Raw genomic sequence first — 25,228 nt, forward strand, 5'->3', positions numbered from 1 at the left:
GGTTTTATCAGAAGCAACATTTTGTAAAAAAACAAAAGAAAAAGTGTTGACGGTAATGGGGGAAATCAGTAATATGCGCGTCTCGCAGGGGCAAGCCCTTGTGAAGTTCGGAGATTAGCGCAGTCTGGTAGCGCGCCTGCTTTGGGTGCAGGATGTCGGGGGTTCAAATCCCTCATCTCCGACCAATTTTTTCTCGCCTCGTACGTCTGGATTCACATGCGTCCGTAGCTCAGCTGGATAGAGCAACGGCCTTCTAAGCCGTGGGTCGCAGGTTCGAATCCTGCCGGACGCGCCATTTTAACGAATGGCCGACATGAGGAGAGAGTAGCGGTTGATGGTGGGCGTAGCTCAGTTGGTAGAGCCCCGGATTGTGATTCCGGTTGTCGTGGGTTCAAGTCCCATCGTCCACCCCAGATTCTATCTGCAAAAGTATTATGATTCTAAGAATCAAGCAGTTAGAATAAACAATATGGTACGATGAGGGCTCAGGGCCCGCATTCAAAAATGCGAAAGTGGTGGAATTGGTAGACACGCTGGATTTAGGTTCCAGTGCCGCGAGGCGTGAGAGTTCGAGTCTCTCCTTTCGCACCATTTTAATCTCGGTGCTTAGTTAAACATTATATAGCAAGCATTTATCGATATAGAGATTAAATGGTATTCCCTTCAAGTCTTCATCCAAAAGCCTTATCATATTCATTTTATGTAAAGAATAGCTATTGCTAACGATAGCCTATTGGAGATCAGCGAATGCAAGTTTCAGTTGAAACCACCAACGGTTTAGAAAGAAAGCTTATTATTGATGTTCCTGCTGAGAACATTGATGGTGCGGTACAAAAGCGCCTACAAGACTTGGCACGTAACGTTAAAATGAACGGCTTTCGTCCAGGCAAAGTTCCATTCAGCGTAGTCAAGAAACGCTATGGTGCTTCAGTACGTCAAGAAGTCCTTGGTGATGTTATGCAACGTCACTACTTTGAGGCAGTACAACAAGAGAAGTTGATGCCTGCTGGTTATCCTCAATTAGAACTTATTGAAAATAACGACGGTGCTAATCTTAAGTTCTCTGCAACTTTCGAAGTTTATCCTGAAGTTAAATTAGCTGATCTAAATGCTATTGAAATCGAAAAAGCCACTTCTGAAGTATCTGATGAAGATTTGACAAAAATGATGGATACCCTGCGTGGCCAACGTGCTAGCTGGGTTGAAGTGAAGCGCAAATCAAAAGATGGTGATCAAGTAGTTATCGACTTTAAAGGTTTCATCGATGGTGAAGCATTTAAAGGTGGCGAAGCAAAAGAATTCCCATTGGAGCTTGGTGCAGGCAACATGATTCCAGGCTTTGAAGAGCAACTAGTTGGTGTTTCTGCTGGTGATGATGTTGAAGTTAAAGTGACTTTCCCAGAAGATTATCATGTTGACGATTTGAAAGGTAAAGAAGCTACTTTTGAAACGCATGTTCATGTCGTTAACAAAAAAGAACTTCCAACAGTAACCGAGTTAGCTGAACAGCTAGGTGCTGACGACATCAACAGTTTGAAAGGTGATGTTAAAAAGAATATGGAGCGTGAGCTTCGTAATGCCATTAAATCTCGAGTTAAAGGCCAAGTGATGAATCAGTTGGTTGAAAAGCATGAGGTAGAAGTTCCTAAAGCAATGCTGGATCAAGAAATCGAGCGTATGCGTCAGGAAATGGCACAACAGATGCGTGCTCCACAAGGTCAAACTCCTGACCTTCCTGCGTCATTGTTCGAAGAGCAGGCAACTCGTCGCGTTAAGCTTGGTTTGGTAGTTTCTGAAATTATTAAAGCTGAAGGCCTTAAAGCTGATGAAGATAAAGTTCGTGCACAGGTTGAAGATTTGGCTGGTGTTTACGAAGAGCCACAAGAAGTTATTGATTGGTACTATGGTGACCCAAATCGCTTACGCGAAGTAGAGTCATTAGTATTAGAAGATACAGTGGTTGACTTGGTGCTGGAAAAAGCTAAAGTAACTGAGAAATCAGTAAGCTTCGATGAACTTTTAAATCCTAACAAAAATCAGGATTAAAAGTAGCACGATAAACTATCGTTTATTCTAGAAAAGAAGCGGACTTGTTCCGCTTTTTTTATTTTCAGGCAAGGAAATACAACATGAGTAAAATTATAGAAACTCAGGCATCTGGCCTTATCCCAATGGTAGTTGAGCAGACCTCACGTGGTGAGCGCTCATATGACATATATTCCAGACTTTTAAAAGAACGCGTTATTTTCTGTGTCGGTCAGGTAGAAGATTACATGGCCAATTCAATTGTCGCTCAAATGTTATTCCTAGAGTCTGATAATCCAGACAAAGATATTCATTTATATATCAATTCACCAGGCGGCGTCGTAACTGCTGGATTAGCTATCTATGACACTATGCAGTTTATTCGCCCTGATGTGTCGACGGTTTGTGTGGGTCAGGCCGCCAGTATGGGTGCTTTATTGTTGGCTGGTGGTGCAAAAGGTAAGCGCCATACTCTGCCAAATTCGCGTATGATGATTCATCAACCGCTAGGCGGTTTCCAGGGGCAGGCCTCAGATATAGCCATCCATGCTCAGGAAATTACTGAATTAAAACATAGGCTTAATTCGATTATGGCCGATCACTGTGGTAAAACGGTTGAAGAAGTAGAAAAAGATACTGACCGTGATAATTTCCTTACTGCAGATGAGGCCGTTAAGTATGGTCTGGTAGATTCAATCATCAGTTCAAGAAAGCAAAGCTAAACCCTCCTACTGTTCATCCCTAAACAAGCTCTTGCCTCAGGCAAGAGCTTGTTCATTTCTTTTCGCACTTCATCATTATTTTAGATATCATCCAGTTTAGTGCAGCTTTTTACCTTTTTTATTGTCTAATTCTAGATAGGTTAGAATAAATAGCTGTAAGTCCAGTGTCGTTCTTGGCTTAATCAATAGGGAATCCCTTTAATTGGGGCATTTATGGATGATCAACAACGAAAATTCAGCTGGTTAGAGACTAAACTTTCCAGGATTGTCAAAATCCGTCCAGGAGAAGGTAAAAGCACCGCTTTGCATTTCCTGACTCTTTTCATACTCATGTTTTCCTATTATCTGCTTAAAGTCATCAGGGACCCGTTGATCCTTTCCGAAAGTACTGCGGAAGTAAAAAGCTACTCAACTTCAATACAGGCGGGACTTTTGCTTTTACTGGCGCCTCTGTTCAGTAAATTTTATTTTGCCTACTCGAGAAATAACGACCATTCACGATTTATTAAAGCCGTGATGCTTTTTTTTAGTATGAACATAATCGTCTTCGCTCTACTCAGTTATATAGGAGCTGCGATAGGCGTTATCTTCTATATCTGGTTAGGAGTGTTCAGTGTGGTTGTTATTGCTCTTTATTGGGCATTTTGCGCTGATTGCTACAGCACCGAAGCGGGTAGTCGCCTATTTATACTGATCGCCGTGGGTGGAGCTATCGGGGCATGGGTCGGATCCCGGTGTGCAGGTTGGAGCTATCAATTAATTGGGGTCACTGGTTTGATGGCGCTTTCAGCACTATTGTTGGTCATTGCAGCGCTTCTTACCACCTATTGTTTTAAAGCAGTACCTTCAGATTCCAGGTCTATCTCATCGGCAGAGCCAATAAAGTCTCAGAAGTGGTACCTTGCAATAGTAAAGCTTTTGAAAAAACCATATTTATCTCTTATCGCAGCATTTATTGTGCTGATTAATTTTATAAACTCAATGGGGGAGTACATTTTAGCCAAGTTTGTTGTAGAGTTTGCTTCAGGTCTTGAGCTAGTAGGCGAAGACAGGCAGTCATATATGACAGAGTTTTATGCTGGTTATATTGCATGGATAACACTATTTGGACTTCTTTTGCAGATTTTTCTCGTTGCAAAGATATTTAAATGGATTGGTGTGGGAGCTTCTATATTAATTCTGCCTACCTTGATGATGTTTAATTACACTTTGGTGCTATACCTACCGGTATTTGCTCTAATTAAATGGACTCTGATTGTAGAAAACAGTGCTAATTATTCTATACAGAATACCACCCGGCATGCTCTTTTTCTGCCTATATCGAGGGAAGATAAATATATCGGAAAGAATGTCATTGAAGGATTCTTTTATCGTTTTGGTGACTTATTATATGGTGCAGTAGTTGCCATTGGCGTCACTTTTTATGCCGCCGATAAAATTGCTTTTATCATGCTTAATGCTTTACTGGCATTTGGCTGTTTCCTCATTGCTTTTAGGATTAGAAACCGTTATAGAGACATGGAGGACGAGATCTATTGGTCGACAAAAAACGGTAATAGTTAGTGGTCGTATATATGCTGACCACTAATGATTCTGACCATAAAGCTGCAATAATTTATCTCGCCTTTTCAACAGAGCCACTATCTGTTTATCATTCAACAGGAAACCTAGTTCAGCCTTGAGGTTATCCTTAGAAAGAGACTTTAACTGTTGCTCTAACTGAACGGATAGTTTAGCCACCGGAGGGAGATCATATTCCGGTAACGTGTATAGGTTACGGAAGCTTCGGGTATGATCAATGAGCCATAAATAACCAGTATCTAAGCTATAAAGTTTATTGCCTGTATTTCTGTCGTCATTATGAATCAGCAAATCGAATATTTGCATTAACTCTTCTTCATCATCAGCCGAGCAGTAACCCTCTAACTGCTGCTTACTTTGGATAAGTTCAGTTTTGCTGATAGAGTCTTCAATCCAATATTGAATGATGCCTTCTTGATCTTTGTAGGTAAAGGCTGCTGTATACGGAACCATGTATAAATTTAAAAGCCTATCCAGTTTGAAGGCTGCCAGATCATATAAAAAACGATCGGCAAAATTATCCTGACGAGAATGCTTTCTTTTATTTTCCAGTTTTGGATCGCTATCCATGTATTTAAAAATTGCATTGTGTTGTTTCCCCTGGAAATCAAAAGTTAGCTTTAATGGTTTGCTGTAAAAGTCTGATAATGGTTTTTCAGAAATAACTTCAGCATTTGCAAAATATTCAGATAGATACTCATCACTCAACTGGTTTGGATACAAAGGCTTTCTAACTGGATCCGGCTGTGGTTCTGTATTACTTGGATCTTTAAGATTAACTAACCGGAGCTGGTTATTTTCGATTACTGCGGCTGTGGGCTGGCCTTTATAGTATGCCTGTAGCATGCCTGTATCCAAAAGAATCAATTTTCCATCAAAACGGGAGCGTGCAACTCGGCTATCATCTGGGGTGTGGCCAACAAGAACTTGCTTAACACCAAAGTGTTTTAAGGCTTTTTCTATGGTATGGCTTTCCATATATTCATGACAATAAATGTTGCCACGATACCAGACTGGTCCCTTTGTCGTAATTAATAGAGATTGAGAAAGCTCTATAAACTCCTCTGCTTTTTTCAATATACTTCTTTTGGTAAATCTATCCTGTTTAATCTGGCCAGCTAGTAGTGCCTCCAGAACCTCGATTCTTTCTCGCTTATTGAAATAATGCTTAAATAATCCCAGCTCTATGAATTCGTGATAGAGCTCAGAATAGGACTTAACAGTCTGGCGAATCTGACGGTTGATCTGTTGCTCGCTAAAACCAAGGTCGAGTAGCTCTTCAGAGATACCTGCGTGTAGATAAAGTCGATCCTGAAAAACTTTGACCGTATCCTTCTCAAGTAGCCATTTGCCATATTTGCCCGAATGGGAGTAGGCCTCAACCAGACCAAAATATCCGGGTGGATATAGCCGATTGAAGCTTTTCAGGCTTTCGCTGGAATGCTCAAGATTAGAGTAATTTAGATAGTCCTGGTAGACCGACTCACGATAGCTGGCAGATTCTTCTGGTTTGAAAGCAAGAAACTCCTGGTCAGAGACATAGCGAAGATCAGCAATGATGTTCATGATTTCATGATTGCCAAGAAGAACTATGACATTTCCACCACTATTGGCGGCCTCATCTTCAAGTCTCATAAACAGGTCGATGACTTTGCGTGATTCTGCACCTCGGTCAAGATTATCCCCCAGACTTATCAAGGTAGCCGTATTACCGCTCCATTCCAGCTCGTCATTGATTACATTTGTGGCCTTAAGCAAACTGATCAGCGAGACATAGTCACCATGCACATCGGTTAATACTACAGTTTTACTTTGCACTGGGTTTGCATTGAGCAATCCACTAAATATTAAAGTGAATATCAGCAATGTCTTAATTACTATCGATTTGGTATGGCTCATGGGTCTGCCTCTAATATAGTTACTTCGTTTCCGATACCGAGCGCTTTAAATATTAAGGATATTAGCATAAGTATAAGTTGGTGCTAATTTGGCTGCAGAGGTTCTGGTTACTGTGGATTAGACAGTAAGTGAAGGGATTTGTGCTTTTGTTAGAGTAATTATTTTGATACTGTAATTAGTAGCGAGAAATAAAATGAGTGCCAGACCTTGAGTTTCGGAGGTTTAGCCTCAATAAAGCGTGATAGAAACGCCTTTTGGCGGTGGAAATGTCTAACGGACTGTAGTGACAGTCTTATGAGGTAACGATGAGTAGCGATAACTCAGACAACAAAACGTTATATTGCTCTTTCTGTGGCAAAAGCCAGCATGAAGTAAAGAAGCTCATTGCCGGTCCAAGAGTTTTTATATGCAATGAATGCGTAGATTTATGTAACGATATAATTATTGAAGAGATTCAGGAGGTTGCTGCAAAAGAATCGCGTAGCCACCTACCTAAGCCAAAAGAAATAGCTGAATTTTTGGAGCAGTATGTCATTGGCCAGGAACGCGCCAAAAAAGTATTGTCTGTAGCTGTTTACAATCACTACAAACGATTAGAAAGTGAGCCTGCTTCCAGCGAGCATAAAGAAGTTGAGCTGGGTAAAAGTAACATCCTTCTAATTGGTCCAACAGGTAGTGGTAAAACCCTGCTTGCTGAGACTTTGGCTCGCATGCTCGATGTGCCATTTACCATGGCAGATGCGACAACCTTGACTGAAGCCGGTTATGTGGGTGAAGACGTCGAGAATATCATTCAGAAATTGTTGCAGAAGTGTGATTATGACGTTGAGAAAGCTCAGCGCGGAATTGTTTACATTGACGAAATTGATAAGATTTCTCGTAAATCCGACAACCCCTCTATTACGCGTGATGTTTCAGGTGAAGGTGTTCAACAAGCTTTGCTTAAACTGATTGAAGGAACTGTTGCATCCGTGCCTCCGCAAGGCGGTCGCAAGCACCCGCAGCAGGAGTTCCTGCAAGTTGATACTGGAAATATCTTATTTGTTTGTGGCGGTGCTTTTGCAGGCCTTGAGAAGATCATTCAGGAACGCACCGAAAAAGGCGGTATCGGTTTCGGTGCTGACGTTAAGCAGGTTAAAGAAGGTAAGGCTATTGGCGAAATGCTCAAAGCCGTCGAGCCTGACGACTTAGTGAAGTTTGGCCTGATTCCTGAGTTTATTGGCCGGTTACCAATCGTTACAACTTTGCAGGAGCTAGATGAAGACGCCTTAATCAGAATCCTGACAGAGCCAAAAAACGCACTAACCAAGCAATATAGTAAATTGTTTTCATTGGAAAATGTGGATTTAGAGTTCCGCAAAGATGCGTTGTCTGCTATTGCTCATAAAGCTATGCAGCGTCGCACAGGTGCTCGTGGTTTACGCTCTATCCTTGAAGAAATTTTATTAGACACCATGTATAACTTACCTTCCCTCGAAGGCGTCAGCAAAGTATGTATTGATGCGGCTGTGGTAAAAGGTGAGGCAGAGCCTCTACTGATTTATGACAACCAACAACAAGCTGCTGCTGAGTAGCCTTCGTTATCAGGCTTAATAATGAGCTTGGTGGTGAGCAAAGACAGTTAAGTAAAGGGGAGGAGGTTAACTTCGCCCCTTTTTTATTACTTATTCAGGATTAATGATTCATGCAAACAGAAACTACTACCAAACAACTTCCTCTGCTACCACTGCGAGATGTCGTAGTGTTCCCACATATGGTGATTCCACTGTTTGTTGGTCGCGAGAAGTCAATCCTGGCGCTTGAAGAGGCTACCAATGGCGACAAACAGGTCATGCTGGTCGCACAACGTGAAGCCACCGAAGATATGCCAGATACAGAGCAGATCTATGATTACGGCTGTGTTGCAACCATACTACAGATGCTTAAATTGCCCGACGGTAATGTCAAAGTATTAGTGGAAGGTGTACAACGAGCTAAAGTTACAAAGTATGTCGATACTGATCCTATGTTTGTTGCTGAAGTTGAGCTTATTCCAACAGAAAGTGAGCACAACGATGAGGCTGACTCTTTAGCTCGTGCGGCTTTAAGCAGCTTTGACAAATATGTGAAACTAAACAAGAAAGTTCCGGGTGAGATACTGACAACCTTATCTGGGATTGAGAACCCAAGCCGTCTGGCTGATAGCATCGCTGCTCACATGTCTTTAAAAATTGAAGATAAGCAGCAAATCCTGGAAATGGAAAGCGTTGCTGAGCGCCTTGAGCAGCTGATGGCAAAGATGGAAAGCGAGATGGATTTGCTTGAAGTCGAGAAGCGTATTCGTGGTCGTGTCAAAAACCAGATGGAAAAAAATCAGCGCGAATATTATCTGAATGAGCAAATTAAGGCGATTCAGAAAGAGCTAGGTGAAGGTGAAGAAACCGTCTCCGAGCATGAAGAGCTGGCTCGTAAAATTGAAGAATCAGGCATGACTAAAGAAGCTAAGGAGAAAGCAGAAGCCGAGTTGAAAAAGCTTAAGATGATGTCTCCTATGTCAGCCGAAGCGACGGTTGTACGGGGCTATATTGACTGGCTTCTGGGTATGCCCTGGAGCAAGCGAAGCCGCGTTAAACACAACTTGAAGAATGCTGAAGAGACTTTGGATGCTGACCATTATGGGCTAGAAAAAATTAAAGACCGTATTCTTGAATATCTGGCAGTACAGCAGCGAGTGAAAAAGCTCAAAGGGCCAGTATTATGCCTGGTAGGCCCTCCAGGTGTCGGTAAAACCTCTCTGGGCCAATCTATCGCCAAGGCTACCGGTCGTAAGTATGTTCGTATGGCATTAGGTGGTGTCCGTGATGAGGCTGAGATTAGAGGCCACCGACGCACTTATATCGGTGCTATGCCAGGCAAGTTAATGCAGAAAATGAGTAAGGTTGGTGTTAAAAACCCACTTTTCCTGCTCGATGAAATAGACAAAATGTCGATGGATATGCGTGGTGATCCATCTTCTGCGCTGTTAGAAGTGCTTGATCCTGAACAGAATCATACCTTCAATGACCACTATCTTGAGGTTGATTATGACTTGTCCGAGGTTATGTTTGTGGCAACCTCAAATTCCATGAATATTCCAGCGCCTCTGTTGGATAGGATGGAGGTTATTCGAATCCCGGGCTATACCGAAGCTGAAAAGCTTGAGATTGCTAAACGCTACCTTGTACCTAAGCAGATGAAAAATGCCGGACTGAAAAAAGGTGAGTTGGCACTGGAAGACTCGGCTATATTAGGAGTAATTCGCTATTATACCCGTGAGGCAGGTGTACGGAATCTAGAGAGAGAAATCTCTAAGATTTGTCGTAAAACCGTTAAGCAGCAGTTGCTAGCTGACAAACCAGAAAAAACGGTTACGGTTAATGATGAAAATCTTGATCAATATCTTGGTGTTAAGATCTACGATTATGGTCGTGCTGGCGAATCTAACAAGGTAGGGCAGGTCACAGGCCTTGCTTGGACATCGGTGGGCGGTGAGTTGTTGACTATTGAGTCAGTAGTTGTAGATGGTAAAGGTAAAACAACCTATACCGGCCAACTGGGCGATGTGATGAAAGAGTCCATTCAAGCCGCTATGACAGTGGTTAGAAGTCGTTGTCTTGCGCTTGGGATTGAAGCCGACTTCTATGAGAAGAAAGACATCCATATACATGTTCCTGAAGGTGCGACACCTAAAGATGGGCCTAGCGCAGGTATTGGTATGTGTACGGCTATTATTTCTAGCCTAACGGATATTCCTGTCAGAAAGGATGTCGCAATGACTGGTGAAATCACTTTGAGAGGTGAAGTATTACCGATCGGCGGTTTAAAAGAAAAGCTTCTGGCGGCGCACCGAGGTGGTATTAAAACAGTCATAATTCCGAAGGAAAACGAAAGGAATTTGGCCGATATACCGGATAATATTAAAAAAGATTTGAAGATTGTTTGCGTGAAGTGGATTGATGAAGTGATTGATATTGCACTGGAGAGACCTCCTGAGCCAATCAGTAAACCAGTCTCAGAAGCGCCCGAGAGTGAAACAGGGAAAGTTGACGAGCAAGATAAGATTCATGCTCATTAATGCACAAAAAGCCTGCAATTAGCAGGCTTTTTGTCCGTTTATCGGAAATTTTCTTGACACATAAAAGGCTCAGTTGATATAACAGCAGACCTTGAGTTGTGCAGTAGAACGCTAATAATTACTGCTTATTTTTTGTACTTCAGATTACTCTAAATAAAAGGGGAAAGTGAGTGAATAAATCAGAACTAATCGACGCTATCGCAGCTGGCGCGGATATCTCTAAAGCAGCTGCAGGTCGTGCACTAGACTCTATGTTAGGCGCAATTACGGATTCATTACAAAAGGGCGAACAAGTATCTCTAGTTGGTTTCGGTACTTTCGCAGTTAAAGAGCGTGCTGCTCGTACAGGTCGTAATCCAAAAACTGGTGAAACTATTCAGATCAAGGCTGCAAAAGTTCCTGGTTTTAAAGCTGGTAAAGCTCTTAAAGACGCGGTAAACTAGCCGCCGTTTTTACGGGTGGTTAGCTCAGTTGGGAGAGCATCGCCCTTACAAGGCGAGGGTCACTGGTTCGAGCCCAGTACCACCCACCATGCTTCTTTTAGCGTGGCGTCCGTAAAACGACAATTTAGGAGCGGTAGTTCAGCTGGTTAGAATACCGGCCTGTCACGCCGGGGGTCGCGGGTTCGAGTCCCGTCCGCTCCGCCAGAAACTAAACGCGCCTACCAAGGCGCGTTTTTTTTATCCAGTATCCAAGTCTGCGTCCTGAGCTTTCAGGTTATCCTTTTTATCGACTAAGTGATTAATAGTGAATTAATGCTGAGTAACTGGGTAGATTGAATTATAATTTAAAGTTTAATGTTCGGACTGAATAATTAACAAATAGGTAGTTTCAGCCATGATGTTGGAAAGAATACAGCAAAGCATGCAAGGCCCAATAATGAAGGTGATATTATTTGTCATCATCATCTTCTTTATTTTTGCAGGATATTTTACGGGTACCCTGTTTAGTGGTAACCCAGATAAAGTTGCAGAAGTTGAAGGCGCAGAGATTACAAGTGCGCAAATTCAGCAAGGCGTTGATCGTGTACGTCAACAGATGGGTCAGCAGTTTGACCAGCAATACGCAACTGAAGCCAGTCAAAAGTTGTTGCGCGAACAAATCAAACAACAGCTTATCAATGAGCAGGTTATTAAGGCCAACCTTAATAAAGCGGGCCTAACTGCCTCTGAAGAACAAATCAAAAGCTGGATCAGGGAGTTTCCGCAATTTCAGATAGGCGGTATCTATTCTCCAGAGCAGGCAAAAATGATTATGGCCCAGATGGGTTGGTCAGAAGACCAACTACGTCAGTATGCCCGTCAGCAAATTGCACAGGAGCAACTTAATCAAGGGCTAGGCACTACTAATTTCGCTTTGGATTATGAAGTTGATAGCTATTACCGCTTGCAGGAACAATCTCGTGATGTTCGCTATGTTCGAGTTTCGCAGGAAGATTTTGCTGACTCGGTTGACGTGACAAGTGAAGAAGTTGAAGAGTACTATCAACAGAATCAGGCTCAGTTCGAGCAGTCTGAAAAAATAAACTTACGTTATGTCCGCTTATCCACTGAACAATTGGCTGAGAGCTACAAAGACAAGATTAGTGAAGAGCAGGTTCAGGAGTTCTATGATGCGAATAAAGCAAATTACCAGGACCCTACTGAAATATTAGTTGCACATATCTTAATCGATAATTCTATTGATAGTGCTGAATCAAAAGCTAGTGAACTGTTAAATCAGCTCAAAAATGGCGCTGATTTTGCTGAATTAGCAAAGGAGCACTCAAGTGATACTTTCAGTGGTGAAAACGGTGGACAGCTTGATTGGGTAGATGCAATTCCGACGTCTGATGAGAACCCTTCAGGTACCGGCTGGGTGCCTGAGTTTGAAGCTGCAGCATTGGCTTTGAATAACGTTGGTGATATGACTGAGGTTGTTGAAACTCAATATGGCTATCACATTATCAAGCTAGTTGATAAGAAAGAAAGTCAGACAACACCTTTAGCTGAAGTTGAGAGTGATATTCGAGAAACTCTTGCTAACGAAAAAGCCCAGGAAGAGTTTTTCGCTAAACAGTCAAAGTTGAATGAAAACTTATTCGAGTTTGGTGATGATCTCGATAAATTTGCTGAACAGGTTGGTCTGGAAGTTCAGGAAACCGGTATGTTCAGTGAAAGTTCTGCAACTGGCCTTACAGCAAATCCTGTATTCCTTGAGAAAGCTTTCTCTGCATCGGTTCTAGAGTCTACAGAAGTTAGTGACATGATCGAGCTGACCAACAATGATATCGTTTATGTAACGGTTAAAGAGTATCAGCCTGCTCAAGTACAGCCTCTGGACGAAGTTAAAGAAACAGTAGTTGCAACTTTGAAAGAAGAGAAAGTTCGAACAGCTGCTAAAGATTTTGCAGAACAGGTGTTGGCCCGTCTACAAGAAGGCGAGGATGCTGAAACTTTATTAAGTTTAGAAGGTTTAAGCTGGAGCGAGACCACAGGCCTGAAACGACGTGATACAGCTATTGGTTTTGATCTGACTAATGCAATATTTAATGTTAAAGCTCCAGCTGAAGGTCAGGCAAGCCGTTCGGTAGAGCAGCTATTCAACGGTGATTATGTAGTAGTTGAAGTCAATGCTGTTAACTATCCTGATCCTGACACCATGGATGATGCAACGCGTCAGCAGATTGAGCAAAGATTAGCTAATGCTAGTGCTCAGGCAGAAATGCAAAGTCTGATGCAGAACTTCAGGGAGAAGTCAGAGGTTACGCAATAATCTCTGATTAGAACCTGAATAGTATCAGGTGATAGAAGTTATTTAAAAAGCCACTCATTAATTGGGTGGCTTTTTTATTTCTCGATAGCCTTACGATAGCTTGCTGAGGCGTTTAACAATTCCAGAGTATATCTTGACTGGGGTTGACTAAAGACCTCACCAACACGGCCATATTCCTTCTGTTCGCCGTTATGCATGACCAGTACCTTGTCACTGAAGTGTTGTACCAGTCCCAGGTCATGTGAAATGAAGACATAGGCTAAGTCGAGCCTGTCCTGCAAATCGAGTAATAGATTAATAATTTGTGCCTGAACGGAAACATCCAGTGCGGAAACTGGCTCATCAGCGACAATGACTTTGGGATTGAGCATAAGCGCTCTTGCAATCGCGATACGTTGACGCTGACCACCAGAAAAAGTGTGTGGATAGCGTTCAGCATACTCTGGTCTTAATCCCACTAAATCAAGTACCTCAGCGATTCTATCTTTGCGACTTTGACTATTGCCTGCTTTGGCGTTGATTAGTGGCTCTTCCAGACTTTGTCTGATGGTTGCCCTGGGGTTTAGTGAGGCCGAGGGGTTCTGGAATATCATTCGGATATTACGGTACCAGCTAAAAGAGCTATTCTTAATAATATTATTGCCTTCAAATAAAAGCTCTCCACTGTCGGGCTTTTCTGCACCCACTAGAATTCTGGCTAGTGTAGACTTACCTGAGCCAGATTCACCAACAACCGCCAAGGTTTGTCCCGCATTTAAGCTAAAGCTTATACCTTTAACCACTTCAAGATAGCGTTGCTTGAAAGGGTTATTGGAAACCTTGTATGACTTACGAATAAGTTTGGCTGATAACAAACTAGGCATCAGGAATCCTCCTCTTCAATCAGAGGGAAGTGACAGCGAACTCTGCGGCCTTTAATATTGAATAGCTCTGGAGACTGAACACACTTTTTGGCTGCATAGGGGCAACGAGGTCCAAGGTAGCAGCCAACAGGTAGATGACTGATTGGTGGCGTGGTGCCGGGCAGATTAAATAAGCGGCGTCCTTTTTTATAGCGCATACCAAAATGCGGAACGCTATCAAGGAGAGCTTTTGTGTATGGGTGATATGGCTGGCTCAATAAGTTATAAGTTCTGCCTGATTCGACAATTTGTCCGCAATACATGACATGTACTTTTGAGGTTGTTTCCGCCAGAATCGAAAAGTCATGAGTGATGAGCATCAGAGCCATATCATGTTCTTCTTTCACTTTTAACAGCAGGTCAAGAATCTGAGACTGGACGGTAACATCAAGTGCTGTTGTAGGTTCGTCTGCAATCAACAGCTTGGGTTGGCAGGCTAGTGCTATGGCAATCATAACCCTTTGATTCAGCCCACCAGATAGTTGGTGTGGATACTCTTTATATCGTCTTTTGGCGTCCATGATGCCAACCTGCGACAAGAGCTCCAGCGCACGCTCTTTGCGTTGTTTTGGAGTTCCACCTTCATGGAATCGAATGGTTTCATCCAGCTGATAGCCTATAGTCAGAGCTGGATTTAAGCTCGAGGTTGGCTCTTGAAAAATTATTGAGATATTGCTGGTTATATGATTCTGTCTTTCTGCAAGGCTCATTCGAGTGAGATCATGACCATCCAGATTAAACAGATCCGCCTGCATTCTGGCCGCTGGAGACAGTAAGCCAGCAATGGCAAGCGCCATTACGCTCTTGCCTGAACCCGATTCGCCAATGACTCCAATCACCTGACCGCTTTCTATGTTGAGCTTAACCTTGTCGACAGCTCTAACCAGACCATCGTCTGTCATAAAGTCCACATTCAGGTTTTCAATTTGCAGCAAACTCATAGCATCACCTGTTCAAGCGCGGGTCAAAGGCGTCTCGTAACCCATCACCGACTAGATTAATAGACAGCACAGCTAAGAATATAGCCAGTCCCGGCAAAGTCATAGTCCATGGCGCAAACTGGATAAAAGCACGCGCTTCTGAAAGCATGGTTCCCCATTCTGCCATCGGCGGCTGAGCACCAAGCCCAAGGAACCCTAACGCTGCGATATCTAATAGTGCGGTAGAAAAGCTGAAGGTCAGTTGGACAATCAAAGCTGGAATAATGTTGGGCCAGACATGATGTAGCAGTAATCTTATATGGCCAGCTCCATCGAGCCTCGCAGCCATCACATAATCTTTGCCTAACTCCTCAGAAATGGCGCTTTGCGTCACTTTGACGAATTGAGGGATGAGGACGATCACCACTGCGTATACCGCATTGGGTAGTCCTGGCCCAATAATAGCAACAATCGCTATGGCTAGTAACAAAGATGGCAGAGAGAGTAATAAGTCCATAAAACGCATGAGCAATGAGCGTAGGCCTGCATTCAGAAAAGCGGCAGCAGCGCCGAGCAGAATGCCAATAAAAGCCGCTGCAAACACAACCATTAAGGTTAATTTCAATGATAATCGTGCGCCGTGCAGAAGCCGGGACAACATATCCCTACCCAGGTCATCGGTTCCCAAGGGGGTTACAAAGTCGCCATTGTCGTACCAAAGGGGCGGTGTCAGAATTTTATCGCTGAATTGCTGCGCTGGATCATGAGGGGCAAACCACGGACCGACCAGACTCATTAGCAATATAACTAACAAAATCAGACTGCCCGTCATGGCACTTTTATTATGGCTGAACACCTGCCAGGCTAACTTGGTGTTAGACAGTGTCATGATGGCCTCCTAAGTCGAGGATTCATGTAACTTGCAAGTAAATCCAGAGCCAGGTTGAATGCTATAACCAGCAACGAAAGGGCCAGAATACCAGCCTGGATACTGGCAAAATCACGTCTGGAAACCGCCTCTAGCAGCCATTTACCAACACCAGGCCAAGCGAAAATATATTCTGTGATAATCACCCCTGACATGATGATGCTGACCTGAACGCCACTGATAGTCAAAATAGGAATTAATGCGTTACGAAGCGCGTGAACCCAGATAATCCTTTGCTGGCTGAGGCCTTTTGAACGTGCTGTTCTAATATATTCAGCTTTGAGGACTCCCAACAACGATGAGCGGGTCATTCTGGCTATGATAGCCATCGGAATAGTGCTAAGAGTTATTGCAGGAAGTATTAGATGGAGCAGGGCATTAAAAAATGCATCAAAGCCATATTGGTCCTGACTCAGCAATGAGTCAATAAGCATAAATCGAGTGACTGGTGGGACGTCATATATATAATCAATCCTCCCGGCAACTGGCGTCCAGCCAAGTGTCAGAGAGAAAAGGAGGACTAACAACATTCCCCACCAATAGATTGGCATGGAGTAACCTGCCAGGGTAACTCCCATCAGGGTATTGTCCAGCCATTTACCCCGTCGATTGGCAGCCATAATGCCAAGTGTCAGCCCAAAAATAATGGCAAACAGTAGGGCCAGCATCACCAGCTCAATGGTGGCCGGGAAGTGCTGTAGAAAGTCATAGAGCACTGGCCGGTTGTGAATACTGGAATAACCCCAGTCGCCTGCTAGCAGATACTGCAGATACTCGAGGTACTGCCCCATAAAGTGCTGACTCTGATAAATATGAAGTGCACTGTCGCCTCGTTGACTAAGCACAAAGGTCAACAAGGTCAAACCAAACAAGCTGATCAATAAGGTGGTGCCGTGTCTGATAAGCAACTTAAACATCAGTTTGTGTCCTCATCAGGGGGTGTTTCACCCTTGTTGAACGAGACCTTATCAAATTCCACATTACCAACCGGAGAAATTACAAGACCAGTCACATCGGGTTGCGTTAACAGACTTTTGTTGGCGTGTGCAATAGTCAGCCAAGGAGCCTCTTCTTTAAATAGAGCCTGAGCTTGTAGGTAATATTGCTTGCGTTTTTCAATATCGGAAGATTGGCTGGCATTTAGAATTAGCTGGTCAAACGTTGGGTGACACCATTTTGCATAGTTATTGCCACTACGTGCGGAAGCACAACTGAGCAAAGGATTGAGGAAGTTGCTGGGGTCCCCGTTATCAGCATTCCAGCCAAGAAGTACGCTATGGTGCAACCCCTGTGCAACGCGCGCTAGAAACGTTCCCCATTCGTAGCTGATGATTCTTGCCTTGACCCCAATTTTTTCCAAATCCTGCTGCATCATTTCAGCCATCTTGCGGGCGTTTGGATTATAGGTTCTTTGGATGGGCATGGCCCAGATATCAATGGTAAAGCCATTTTCATATCCCGCTTCCGCTAACAACTGTTTTGCCTGCTGGGTATTATATCGAACACGAGAAACTTGCTTGTTATAGGCCCATGAGGAAGGTGGGATGGGGCTGGTTGCTATCTGTGCCTGCCTGTCATATACCGCTTTTAAAATAGCTTCCCGGTTAATCGCCATGGATAATGCCTGTCGTACTTTGACATCGTGAAATGGTGGCTTTTCAACATTAAATGCCCAATAAGCAACGTTAAAGCCGGGTATTTCTAGTATGTTCAATTTGTTCTGACGAGCAATCCGAAGGTGGACTGGCAGGGGGTTGCTCATGATGTCGCATTCGCCTGCGCTAAAGCGTGCAAAGCGCATAGCTGCGTCCGGTGTAATCGAGTAAACCAGATCCTTTATCTTCGGGGCGCCACCAAAGTAATCCTCAAATGCCTCGTAGCGTATGTAGGAATCCGGCTCGTACCGCTTAAACCTAAATGGGCCTGTACCGATAGGCTTGCTGTCTATCCACTCTAATCTATCGAGCCCTTGTAACACTTCTGCATACTCAGCGGAGAGTATTGAAGCGAATGGGGTCGCAAGAATGGCCAGGAAAGGACTCTCAGGGCGGGATAGAACAAACTCTACTTCTTTATCACTGACTTTGTTGATGTCAAGGATAAGCTGATCAAGTCCCTGGGAATAAAAATACGGGTAACGGCCCCCTGAAACTTCATGGAATGGGTGGGAGCTTAGCCTTTGGCGATTAAAGCTAAAGATAACATCGTCAGCATTTAAGGTGCGAGTAGGGGTAAAGTCCTGATTGCCATGAAAATTGACGCCTTCCTTTAGCTTGAAGCGATAGCGTGTGCCATCGTCACTAATTTTCCAGGATTCGGCCAAAGCTGGGGCAATGTCTGTGGTTCCAGAATTATAGGTGACCAGCTGGTTATATATAGTATGGGCCGTTGCGTCGTAGGATGTGCCTGAGCTGACTAATTGAGGGTTGAATGCATCCGGACTACCTTCAGAACAGTAAACCAGCAGACTATCTCTCTGGTTTGATGCAATATCACCTTGGGGCTGACAAGACCAGCAAGCAAGGCCGCTCAGAAGTGCCGTAAGCAAGGTTCTAGTCAAAGGTTGTGAGCTCATTCAGCAAAATTGTTTTTATCAGAAGCCATCATCATACCAATGTTAATTTGGCATGAATAGCCGAGTCTGGGAATAAAGCCACAAAATACAGGCAGTTAGCATGGAAACTTGTGAGTTTTACCTAATTTTACAACTCTTATCATTGAAAGAAATCAGGCGTTTACCTATACTGAATGAATGCTAAAAGGGTTTGGTTCAGTAACCATGTTGGTTTCTAAGTTCTTGAAAATCTAGAAAAAATCAATCCTTTTAAAAAATTACAAAGTGAAAGTTCATTTATTAAGAGTCGTGCAGTGATGATAAAACCAATCTCAAAGCCATTCCGTGTGCCTGCAATCAGGACACTACTATTGGCATCGATGAGCTCGATAGCGCTTAGCAGCTATGCTGAGAGCACGGAGCAGGGTGGTTCATTCATGAATGATGAGTTGTTTGTAATGGAGAGCCTTCCCGGAACACAGTTCTCGGGGTTTAATCCATTTGTAATCGATGATTCAAGCGTGCGAGTCACTGCTAATGATATAAGCGTGAGTTTATTGGCTAATAATCAACTGAAAGAATTCGGCAGAGAGCGTCTGAAAAGTGACCCCTTGTCTTTTAACATTAAAGATGAAGACCAGGGTGAGTGGCTAGTTTCGTTAGATTTGTCTGATTCTGCCAGTAATCGACCAAATGCTAATCTATTCGCCGGCTACCAAATGCCGAATCAAAGTTCCCAGTTTTTCATAAACTATGGCAAACAGAGCCTACCTGTTTCGGTCAGCTTTGATGATTCGGTTAACGGCCTACTCGAAGAGAAACATCTGAAGCAAAATACCATGGCTTTAGGTTTTAATCAGGAAATAAGTGAAGGCTGGGATGTGACGATTAGTTATATGAAGTCTGATCTAGACCTAATTACTACTGAATCAGCGTTAGCTCAAATGGGCAAGCAGGAAGCTGGGTATCGCTTTTATTATGATTTTGATATGGACGGTTCTCCAGAGGCAATTAACCTTAAATCAAACCTGGCTGGTATTGAAGGCTTTCAGCAAAATCTAGAAGGTATTGAAATAAAAATTAGCCGGCAAGTCAGCGATGATTTAACGATAGGGGCTTCAGTTGAAACAGCCAAAGGTTTATATCACGAACAGTTATTAGGTTTAAAAGAGCAGGAGACACCCTTTGAGGCAAGTGCTATTTCCCTGTATGGCGGAATGCGTTTTGCTGAAGACTGGACTTTTGCTGCTAACGTTAATAAGCAAGATAGTAAGCTAGCCCTTGATAGGGGGGAAGCGAGTCTACTTGAGTTTGAAGACACCACTCTTGATATTGGTCTCCAGTATCAGACTAAGTGGAACAAAACCGGATTAGTTATACGAATTGATTTGATGAATCTACTGGGTGCTGCACACTTGGATGATTCGATATCACAGTCAATGGATTTAGATGCCAGGGGCCTGGTTCCTTATACATTCCAAAGCCCAAAGTATATAAAGTTAAGCGGTAGCATCAACTTCTGATAACGCACAGTTTTTAAAGCAATTCGGACGCTATACTGAGCTATAAGATAAAGTTATGTATTGCATAAAGAATTGTGAATTCCCCCGATACATTTGTTGACCCATACCGCCTTTCTCTTTATAGTTGGCCTCTTTGTCCACAAGTTTAGGCCGTAAGGCTGGCGTTAATGCTTTTAAAATTAAGGCTTTTTGCTGGGCGATAAATCACTTGATTTTTTTGTCTGAAAGCTCTAGTTTTCAAAAGCATTGGCAATCAAAAGCAAAGATTTCTGAACAGAAATTTGGGTAAGTTTATGAAAAAACAACTATTTTTGAAAAAAACAGCTGCTGCCGTTCTGGCAACTGCTGTCATGGGCAGTTCATTTGCAGCTGGCCAATTTGAATCATCAATGAATATCGAGAAGCGGATTGACCGTGCTGCAGCCAGCACTCAAACCACGGTAAATAAGTTGGCTGAAGAAGCAACTGATTTATCTCTTGAATATCGTAATACTCTACAAAGAGTAGACAGCCTTCGTATCTATAATGCTCAACTTGAAAAGCAGATTGCTAGTCAGGAAAAGCAAATTGTTGATAGTGTCCAGGAAATGGAGAGTATCGATGAAACTGAGAAGGGTGTTTTACCTTTGATGGACGAAATGATCACAACTCTTGACGAGTTCGTTGAGTTGGATATCCCTTTCAACTTGGACGCACGTCAAACTCGTGTTCAAAATCTTTATGCTTTAATGGATGATGCGAACGTTTCAGTTTCTGAAAAGTATCGTAAAATTCTAGAAGCTTACCAAATTGAAATGCAGTACGGTAACGCGGTATCTGTGGATACTGGTAGCATTGATGCTAACGGTGAGCCGCTTGAAGTTGAATTCTTACGTGTCGGTCGCTTGACTTACGTTTATTTGACGCTGGACGGTAAGCGTGGTGCCTACTGGAACAAGTTAGAGCGTAAATGGGAAACACTACCTGAAGAGTACCTAGACTCAGTTAATAACGCGATTAAATTCTCTCGTGGTATTTCATCACCAGTTCTATTTAAAGTCCCAGTTCCTGTAGCGGAGGCAGCACAATGAGAAATATCCTAGCTATTACATTAGCTGGCGTCTTCGCGCTGGCATCTGTTGCTACTAATGCGGCAGAGAGTTTGTCACACGCAGATCTTTTAAAGAAAGTTCGTGACAAAGAACGCATTCAAGAACAGGTTAACGAGCAGCGTGTTCAACAGTTCAGATCACAGCGTAATCGTCAACAACAACTTTTAGCTGATGCAAAAGCACGTTTGGCTGCAGAAGAAGCTAAGAGTGAGCGTTTAAAAGCACAGTTTGACGAAAACGAAAAGCAGTTAACACAAATCGCTGAAGATCTTCGAATCAAGCAGGGTAACTTGGGTGAATTGTTCGGTGTGGTTCGTCAAGCAGCAAATAGTATGACAGGCGATATTGGTACATCATTAGTAAGTGCTCAATATCCTGGCCGTCAAGGTTTGTTGAATACTCTTACTGAAGCTGATGCTCTACCTAAGATGGAACAATTACGTGCATTCTGGGTATTAATGCTTCAGGAAATGTCAGAGCAAGGCGAAACGACAACATTTACTGCAGATGTAGTGAATGAAGGTGGCCGTTCTGAACAGCAAACAGTTACTCGTGTTGGTACATTTAACCTTGTTTCTAGTGGCGAGTATTTGTTCTTTGATAAAGGCGTTATCAAAACATTACAAGTGCAACCAGACTCACGTGTACTTAATCAAGTGGAAGAGTTCCAATCTACTAACTCAGGCTATGCAGGTTTATTCCTGGATCCAAGTAAAGGCGCAATTCTACAGCTAGAAAAGCAGAAAATGAGCCTGATTGACCGCTTGTGGGAGTTTAGTGGCTTTGCTGGTAAAACAGTTATGGTACTTCTTGTAATTGGTCTATTAATCGCGCTAGAGAGAATCTTCACTCTATATTTTGTTACTGGGCCAAAAGTTCAGTCTCAAAAGAAGTCTTCTACACCTGGAAACAACCCTCTTGGTCGTATCATGAAGGTTTACCAAGCGAATCGTAATGAAGACGTAGAGAACTTAGAGCTTAAGTTGGATGAGGCGGTTCTTAAAGAGACGCCTAAAATTGAGCGCGGTATCAACTTAATTAAAGTTATTGCAGCACTTGGTCCTCTACTAGGTCTATTGGGTACGGTTGTAGGTATGATTGAAGTATTCCAATCAATCACCTTATACGGTACAGGTGACCCAAAAACCATGGCTGATGGTATTTCTCAAGCGTTGGTAACAACAGTTTGGGGTCTATTAGCTGCGATTCCTTTGACTTTCTTACACGCTGTAGTTGCTGGCAAGAGCAAAAGTATTATTCATGTTCTTGAAGAGCAAAGCACTGGCTTAATGGCTCAGCACGAAGAAAGTAACGGATAGGTAATTCTTATGGAATTAATCTATACGATATTAGATTTTATTGATAAAGGTGGATGGGTCCTATGGTGGATAGGACTCGTTCTCTTCTTGATGTGGACATTTATTATCGAAAGGTATTGGTACATTTACAGCCAGTTCCCTAAAGAAGCCAGAATGATGGTTGCTCAATGGAACGCTCGTGAAGACACCAAGTCATGGCGTGCACACAGAATTAGAGAGGCATGGGTATCTATTGCTCGTGAAGCACTCAACCAGAGAATGCTTCTAATAAAAACTCTAATTGCAATTTGTCCATTACTTGGTTTGTTAGGTACCGTAACCGGTATGATTGATGTGTTTGAGAGTATGTCTGGACAAGGTTCCGGAAGTGCTCGTCAAATGGCAGGTGGTATTTTTAAAGCTACAATCCCAACAATGGCTGGTATGGTTTCAGCTTTGTCAGGTATTTTCTTTAGCAGCCGCCTTGAGCAAACAGCTTATATTAAGTCGCATCAGTTAGCTGATAACCTTCCACATCACTAGAATTTGGTGAACCTTAATGGCTATTGAGACTCAAAAAAAACAGGAAGATGTAGAAATTGATATGACACCGATGTTAGACATCGTGTTTATCATGCTTATCTTCTTTATTGTTACGACTGTATTTGTGAAACAGGCTGGCGTTGATGTAAGTAAACCTACTGCTGACTCAGCAGTAGAAAGAAAGAATGCTTATATTTTCGTAGCAATTGATGATAAGAACCAGATTTTTATCGACAAAGATATGTTGCAGCCATCTGAAATTAAGGCAAAGATTCAGTCGTTAAGAACCGAGAACCTTGAAGGTGAAGTTGTGATCCAGGCCGATAAAAAGGCGAAAGCTGGATTAGTACTTGAGGTTTTAGATATTGCAAAGAGTTCCGGTGCTACTGTTTCTGTGGCAACGGAAAGGGTTGAATAATATGGCAAGAGTATTACTAAGCGCATTATTGGCTATAGGTATCGTACTTGGCATTTTCTTATTAATGAATGCTTTGATTGACACTGCAGGCAATCAAGAAAAAGAAAGAGAAAATGTAAATGTCGATATTGGCTTTATTGAAGAGGAAAAGGATGTACAGCGAAAAGAGCGCACTCCACCCAAAAAGCCACCACCGCCTAAAGAGCCACCACCACCTCAGCAACAAGATGTTCCTGAGCAAAAGCAGGTGGTAACAGCTCTAGTCGATATTAAAATTGACAACATTGACGCAACAATGGATGGTGGTGGTATTTATATCGGTGGTCTAGGAACAACTGACTTTTCGGGTATGGGTGACGGTGAGGCAATTCCATTAGTCACGGTTCCCCCAGAGTACCCACAGAAAGCAGCAATGGAGGGTATAGAAGGTTACGTTATGTTCCAATTTGACATTGCGCCTGATGGTTCTCCATCTAATATTCGAGTTATTGATGAAAACCCTAGAGGAATGTTCCGAAGAGAAGCATTAAGAGCTATCAGGAAATGGAAATTTAAGCCTCGTATTGTCAATGGTCAGGCAATTCATCAACGAGATATGAAATATAAGCTGGAATTTCAGCTAAACAATTAAATGAGTGAAAGTATCAATTATGACTAAAATCACACATATAGTCGGATTTATTGCTTTGACGTTTGGTTTTGCAGTTAATGCTTTACCTCAAACTAAATACACAAGTTCTTGTGAGTTGCTAGCACCTAAATCAGGTGAATACGAGGATGACAAAGCACCAGCGATGACATCTGAGTCAGCCTATAAAAAAATTACAGCGGCTAACGAGGCATATGCAGATGCTAAGTACGTTGAATCTATAGCAATACTTCAAGAATTAATTGCCAACTCGAACGATAAGGCTGCAGTTGGGAAAGCGATTTTCCTTTTAGGCTTAAATTACCGTGAGCAAGGTAAATACGATCAAGCTAAAGCAGAGTTAAGGCGTGCAATGAGTTCTGGTATGCTAGGAAAGCCAAACGAAGTAAATTTACGTTTAACACTGGCACAAATATCTGCAACTCAAGAAAACTATTCCGATGCATTGCGTTGGATGAAAGAGTATTTTAGCGAAGTAATTAATCCCCCAGCGTCCTCATATGCTACTTACGCAAGTTTATATTACCAAAACCAGGACTTTCGTTCTGCGATTTGCCCGGCATATTTAGCTTTGCAAGAAGGAAGCAAATTGACTAAACCACTTTACAGTCTACTTTTTGCATCCCATATTGAGCTAAAAGATTTGGCCGGCGCAGAAGTAATAGGCAGAGAGATGGTAGAGCTTCTTCCAGGAGAGAAGTCTGTTTACGATAATTTGTTTGCTGTCTTGAGTCAAAGAGGCAAAGTTCAAGATATGCTAGCACTTGCAGAACTTGCATACATGAATGGTATGTGGGACTCAGAAACAAATTATAAACAACTTTCAGCATTATACTCAAATAACCAGATACCTTTGCTAGCTGCAGATAGACTTGAAGAAGGTGTAAATAAAGGTATTGTTGAATCTAATGAAGAGATCTGGCGTAGCATTGCTAATAGTTATAAGTATGCAAAAGCTAGCGCAAAAGCGATCAATGCTTACAATAAAGCTTCAAGCTACACCAGTAGTGGTAAATACGACTATGAGATTGCTAGCATTTATTTCAATGATGAAGAATATGCAAAGGCAATTGAATCTTTCAGATCAGCTATTAGAAAAGGTAACCTAAGAGATGGTGATGCAGGCTATGCTTATTTACAAATGGGTGTTGCACATCAACGAATGGGTCAACCGGATCAAGCAATAGCTGCGCTCGAAAGAGCTAAAAATTATAAGAATGTATCTAAGAATGCAAACGCTTACATTTCTTACATTCAACAAATTGAAAGTATGAAGAAAGAGTTGGCATTAAACGATTAATGTTTTATAAAGGCCTCAACTGAGGCCT

General features: G+C 42.6%; 20 protein-coding genes and 6 tRNA genes. 20 read left to right on the forward strand and 6 right to left on the reverse strand.

Annotation, left to right across the window (positions count from 1 at the left end; genetic code table 11):
- The first annotated feature begins 108 nt into the window (after positions 1–108).
- The 7 genes from B158_RS0105160 to B158_RS0105190 all read left to right on the forward strand — a co-directional run bounded on the left by B158_RS0105160 (position 109) and on the right by B158_RS0105190 (position 4,310).
- A tRNA-Pro gene (locus tag B158_RS0105160) sits at positions 109–185 on the forward strand.
- A 33-nt stretch (positions 186–218) separates the two neighbouring features.
- Positions 219–295: transfer RNA gene (locus B158_RS0105165), tRNA-Arg, on the forward strand.
- Between the two features lie 42 nt (positions 296–337).
- Positions 338–413 (forward strand) — tRNA-His (locus B158_RS0105170).
- Positions 414–506: 93 nt separating this feature from the next.
- Positions 507–591, forward strand: a tRNA-Leu gene (locus tag B158_RS0105175).
- Positions 592–747: 156 nt separating this feature from the next.
- Entirely contained in the window at positions 748–2,046 is a 1,299-nt protein-coding gene (gene tig / locus B158_RS0105180) for a trigger factor (protein ID WP_018624297.1), read from the forward strand.
- A gap of 83 nt (positions 2,047–2,129) precedes the next feature.
- Positions 2,130–2,747 (forward strand): ATP-dependent Clp endopeptidase proteolytic subunit ClpP, encoded by a 618-nt coding sequence (gene clpP, locus B158_RS0105185; protein ID WP_018624298.1) that lies wholly within the window; start codon positions 2,130–2,132, stop codon positions 2,745–2,747.
- A gap of 213 nt (positions 2,748–2,960) precedes the next feature.
- Positions 2,961–4,310 (forward strand): NTP/NDP exchange transporter, encoded by a 1,350-nt coding sequence (locus B158_RS0105190; protein ID WP_018624299.1) that lies wholly within the window; start codon positions 2,961–2,963, stop codon positions 4,308–4,310.
- Positions 4,311–4,331: 21 nt separating this feature from the next.
- On the opposite strand, the gene B158_RS0105195 is transcribed toward B158_RS0105190, so the two are convergent.
- Positions 4,332–6,227 carry a metallophosphoesterase gene (locus B158_RS0105195; protein WP_018624300.1) on the reverse strand — a complete coding sequence of 632 codons (1,896 nt, stop codon included), beginning with the start codon at positions 6,225–6,227 and terminating at the stop codon, positions 4,332–4,334.
- A 305-nt stretch (positions 6,228–6,532) separates the two neighbouring features.
- On the opposite strand from B158_RS0105195, the gene clpX reads away from it, so the two are divergent.
- The 6 genes from clpX to B158_RS0105225 all read left to right on the forward strand — a co-directional run bounded on the left by clpX (position 6,533) and on the right by B158_RS0105225 (position 13,074).
- Entirely contained in the window at positions 6,533–7,801 is a 1,269-nt protein-coding gene (gene clpX / locus B158_RS0105200; RefSeq protein ID WP_018624301.1) for an ATP-dependent Clp protease ATP-binding subunit ClpX, read from the forward strand.
- A gap of 110 nt (positions 7,802–7,911) precedes the next feature.
- Positions 7,912–10,320 carry an endopeptidase La gene (gene lon, locus B158_RS0105205; RefSeq protein WP_018624302.1) on the forward strand — a complete coding sequence of 803 codons (2,409 nt, stop codon included), beginning with the start codon at positions 7,912–7,914 and terminating at the stop codon, positions 10,318–10,320.
- 170 nt (positions 10,321–10,490) lie between these two features.
- Positions 10,491–10,763 carry an HU family DNA-binding protein gene (locus tag B158_RS0105210; RefSeq protein WP_015780967.1) on the forward strand — a complete coding sequence of 91 codons (273 nt, stop codon included), beginning with the start codon at positions 10,491–10,493 and terminating at the stop codon, positions 10,761–10,763.
- Between the two features lie 13 nt (positions 10,764–10,776).
- Positions 10,777–10,852, forward strand: a tRNA-Val gene (locus B158_RS0105215).
- Between the two features lie 38 nt (positions 10,853–10,890).
- Positions 10,891–10,967, forward strand: a tRNA-Asp gene (locus B158_RS0105220).
- 193 nt (positions 10,968–11,160) lie between these two features.
- Positions 11,161–13,074 (forward strand): SurA N-terminal domain-containing protein, encoded by a 1,914-nt coding sequence (locus tag B158_RS0105225; RefSeq protein WP_156823081.1) that lies wholly within the window; start codon positions 11,161–11,163, stop codon positions 13,072–13,074.
- Between the two features lie 74 nt (positions 13,075–13,148).
- Here the strand turns inward: B158_RS0105225 and B158_RS0105230 are convergent, their stop codons facing one another.
- Genes B158_RS0105230 through B158_RS12895 form a run of 5 tightly spaced genes read right to left on the reverse strand, consistent with a single transcriptional unit; the run spans position 13,149 to position 18,399 of the window.
- A complete protein-coding gene (locus B158_RS0105230) occupies positions 13,149–13,937 on the reverse strand; it encodes an ABC transporter ATP-binding protein (protein WP_018624304.1) in 789 nt (262 codons plus the stop codon).
- Positions 13,937–14,917: an ABC transporter ATP-binding protein gene (locus B158_RS0105235; RefSeq protein WP_018624305.1), complete on the reverse strand. Its 981-nt coding sequence runs from the start codon at positions 14,915–14,917 to the stop codon at positions 13,937–13,939. The genes B158_RS0105230 and B158_RS0105235 overlap by 1 nt, the downstream gene beginning before the upstream one ends.
- 4 nt (positions 14,918–14,921) lie before the next feature.
- On the reverse strand, positions 14,922–15,785 hold the full coding sequence (locus B158_RS0105240) for an ABC transporter permease subunit (RefSeq protein WP_018624306.1): 864 nt from the start codon (positions 15,783–15,785) through the stop codon (positions 14,922–14,924).
- The gene (locus B158_RS0105245) at positions 15,782–16,741 is read right to left on the reverse strand and encodes an ABC transporter permease (RefSeq protein WP_018624307.1); all 960 of its coding nucleotides are present in this window, start codon (positions 16,739–16,741) and stop codon (positions 15,782–15,784) included. Before B158_RS0105245 ends, B158_RS0105240 begins: the two co-directional genes overlap by 4 nt.
- The gene (locus B158_RS12895; protein ID WP_018624308.1) at positions 16,741–18,399 is read right to left on the reverse strand and encodes an ABC transporter substrate-binding protein; all 1,659 of its coding nucleotides are present in this window, start codon (positions 18,397–18,399) and stop codon (positions 16,741–16,743) included. The genes B158_RS0105245 and B158_RS12895 overlap by 1 nt, the downstream gene beginning before the upstream one ends.
- A gap of 296 nt (positions 18,400–18,695) precedes the next feature.
- On the opposite strand from B158_RS12895, the gene B158_RS0105255 reads away from it, so the two are divergent.
- The 7 genes from B158_RS0105255 to B158_RS0105285 all read left to right on the forward strand — a co-directional run bounded on the left by B158_RS0105255 (position 18,696) and on the right by B158_RS0105285 (position 25,200).
- Positions 18,696–19,901 (forward strand): hypothetical protein, encoded by a 1,206-nt coding sequence (locus tag B158_RS0105255; RefSeq protein WP_228127089.1) that lies wholly within the window; start codon positions 18,696–18,698, stop codon positions 19,899–19,901.
- Between the two features lie 293 nt (positions 19,902–20,194).
- Complete coding sequence (locus B158_RS0105260) at positions 20,195–20,971, forward strand: DUF3450 domain-containing protein (protein ID WP_018624310.1); 777 nt, start codon at positions 20,195–20,197, stop codon at positions 20,969–20,971.
- On the forward strand, positions 20,968–22,311 hold the full coding sequence (locus B158_RS0105265) for a MotA/TolQ/ExbB proton channel family protein (RefSeq protein ID WP_018624311.1): 1,344 nt from the start codon (positions 20,968–20,970) through the stop codon (positions 22,309–22,311). The genes B158_RS0105260 and B158_RS0105265 overlap by 4 nt, the downstream gene beginning before the upstream one ends.
- Positions 22,312–22,320: 9 nt before the next feature.
- Positions 22,321–22,833, forward strand: coding sequence for a MotA/TolQ/ExbB proton channel family protein (locus B158_RS0105270; RefSeq protein WP_018624312.1), 513 nt, complete (start codon positions 22,321–22,323; stop codon positions 22,831–22,833).
- A gap of 16 nt (positions 22,834–22,849) precedes the next feature.
- Positions 22,850–23,251 carry an ExbD/TolR family protein gene (locus B158_RS0105275; RefSeq protein ID WP_018624313.1) on the forward strand — a complete coding sequence of 134 codons (402 nt, stop codon included), beginning with the start codon at positions 22,850–22,852 and terminating at the stop codon, positions 23,249–23,251.
- A 1-nt stretch (position 23,252) separates the two neighbouring features.
- Positions 23,253–23,882: an energy transducer TonB gene (locus B158_RS0105280; RefSeq protein WP_018624314.1), complete on the forward strand. Its 630-nt coding sequence runs from the start codon at positions 23,253–23,255 to the stop codon at positions 23,880–23,882.
- 19 nt (positions 23,883–23,901) lie between these two features.
- Complete coding sequence (locus tag B158_RS0105285) at positions 23,902–25,200, forward strand: tetratricopeptide repeat protein (protein WP_018624315.1); 1,299 nt, start codon at positions 23,902–23,904, stop codon at positions 25,198–25,200.
- The last annotated feature ends 28 nt before the right edge of the window (positions 25,201–25,228 follow it).

This window comes from Kangiella aquimarina DSM 16071, assembly GCF_000374105.1.
In the GTDB taxonomy this organism is placed as follows: domain Bacteria; phylum Pseudomonadota; class Gammaproteobacteria; order Enterobacterales; family Kangiellaceae; genus Kangiella; species Kangiella aquimarina.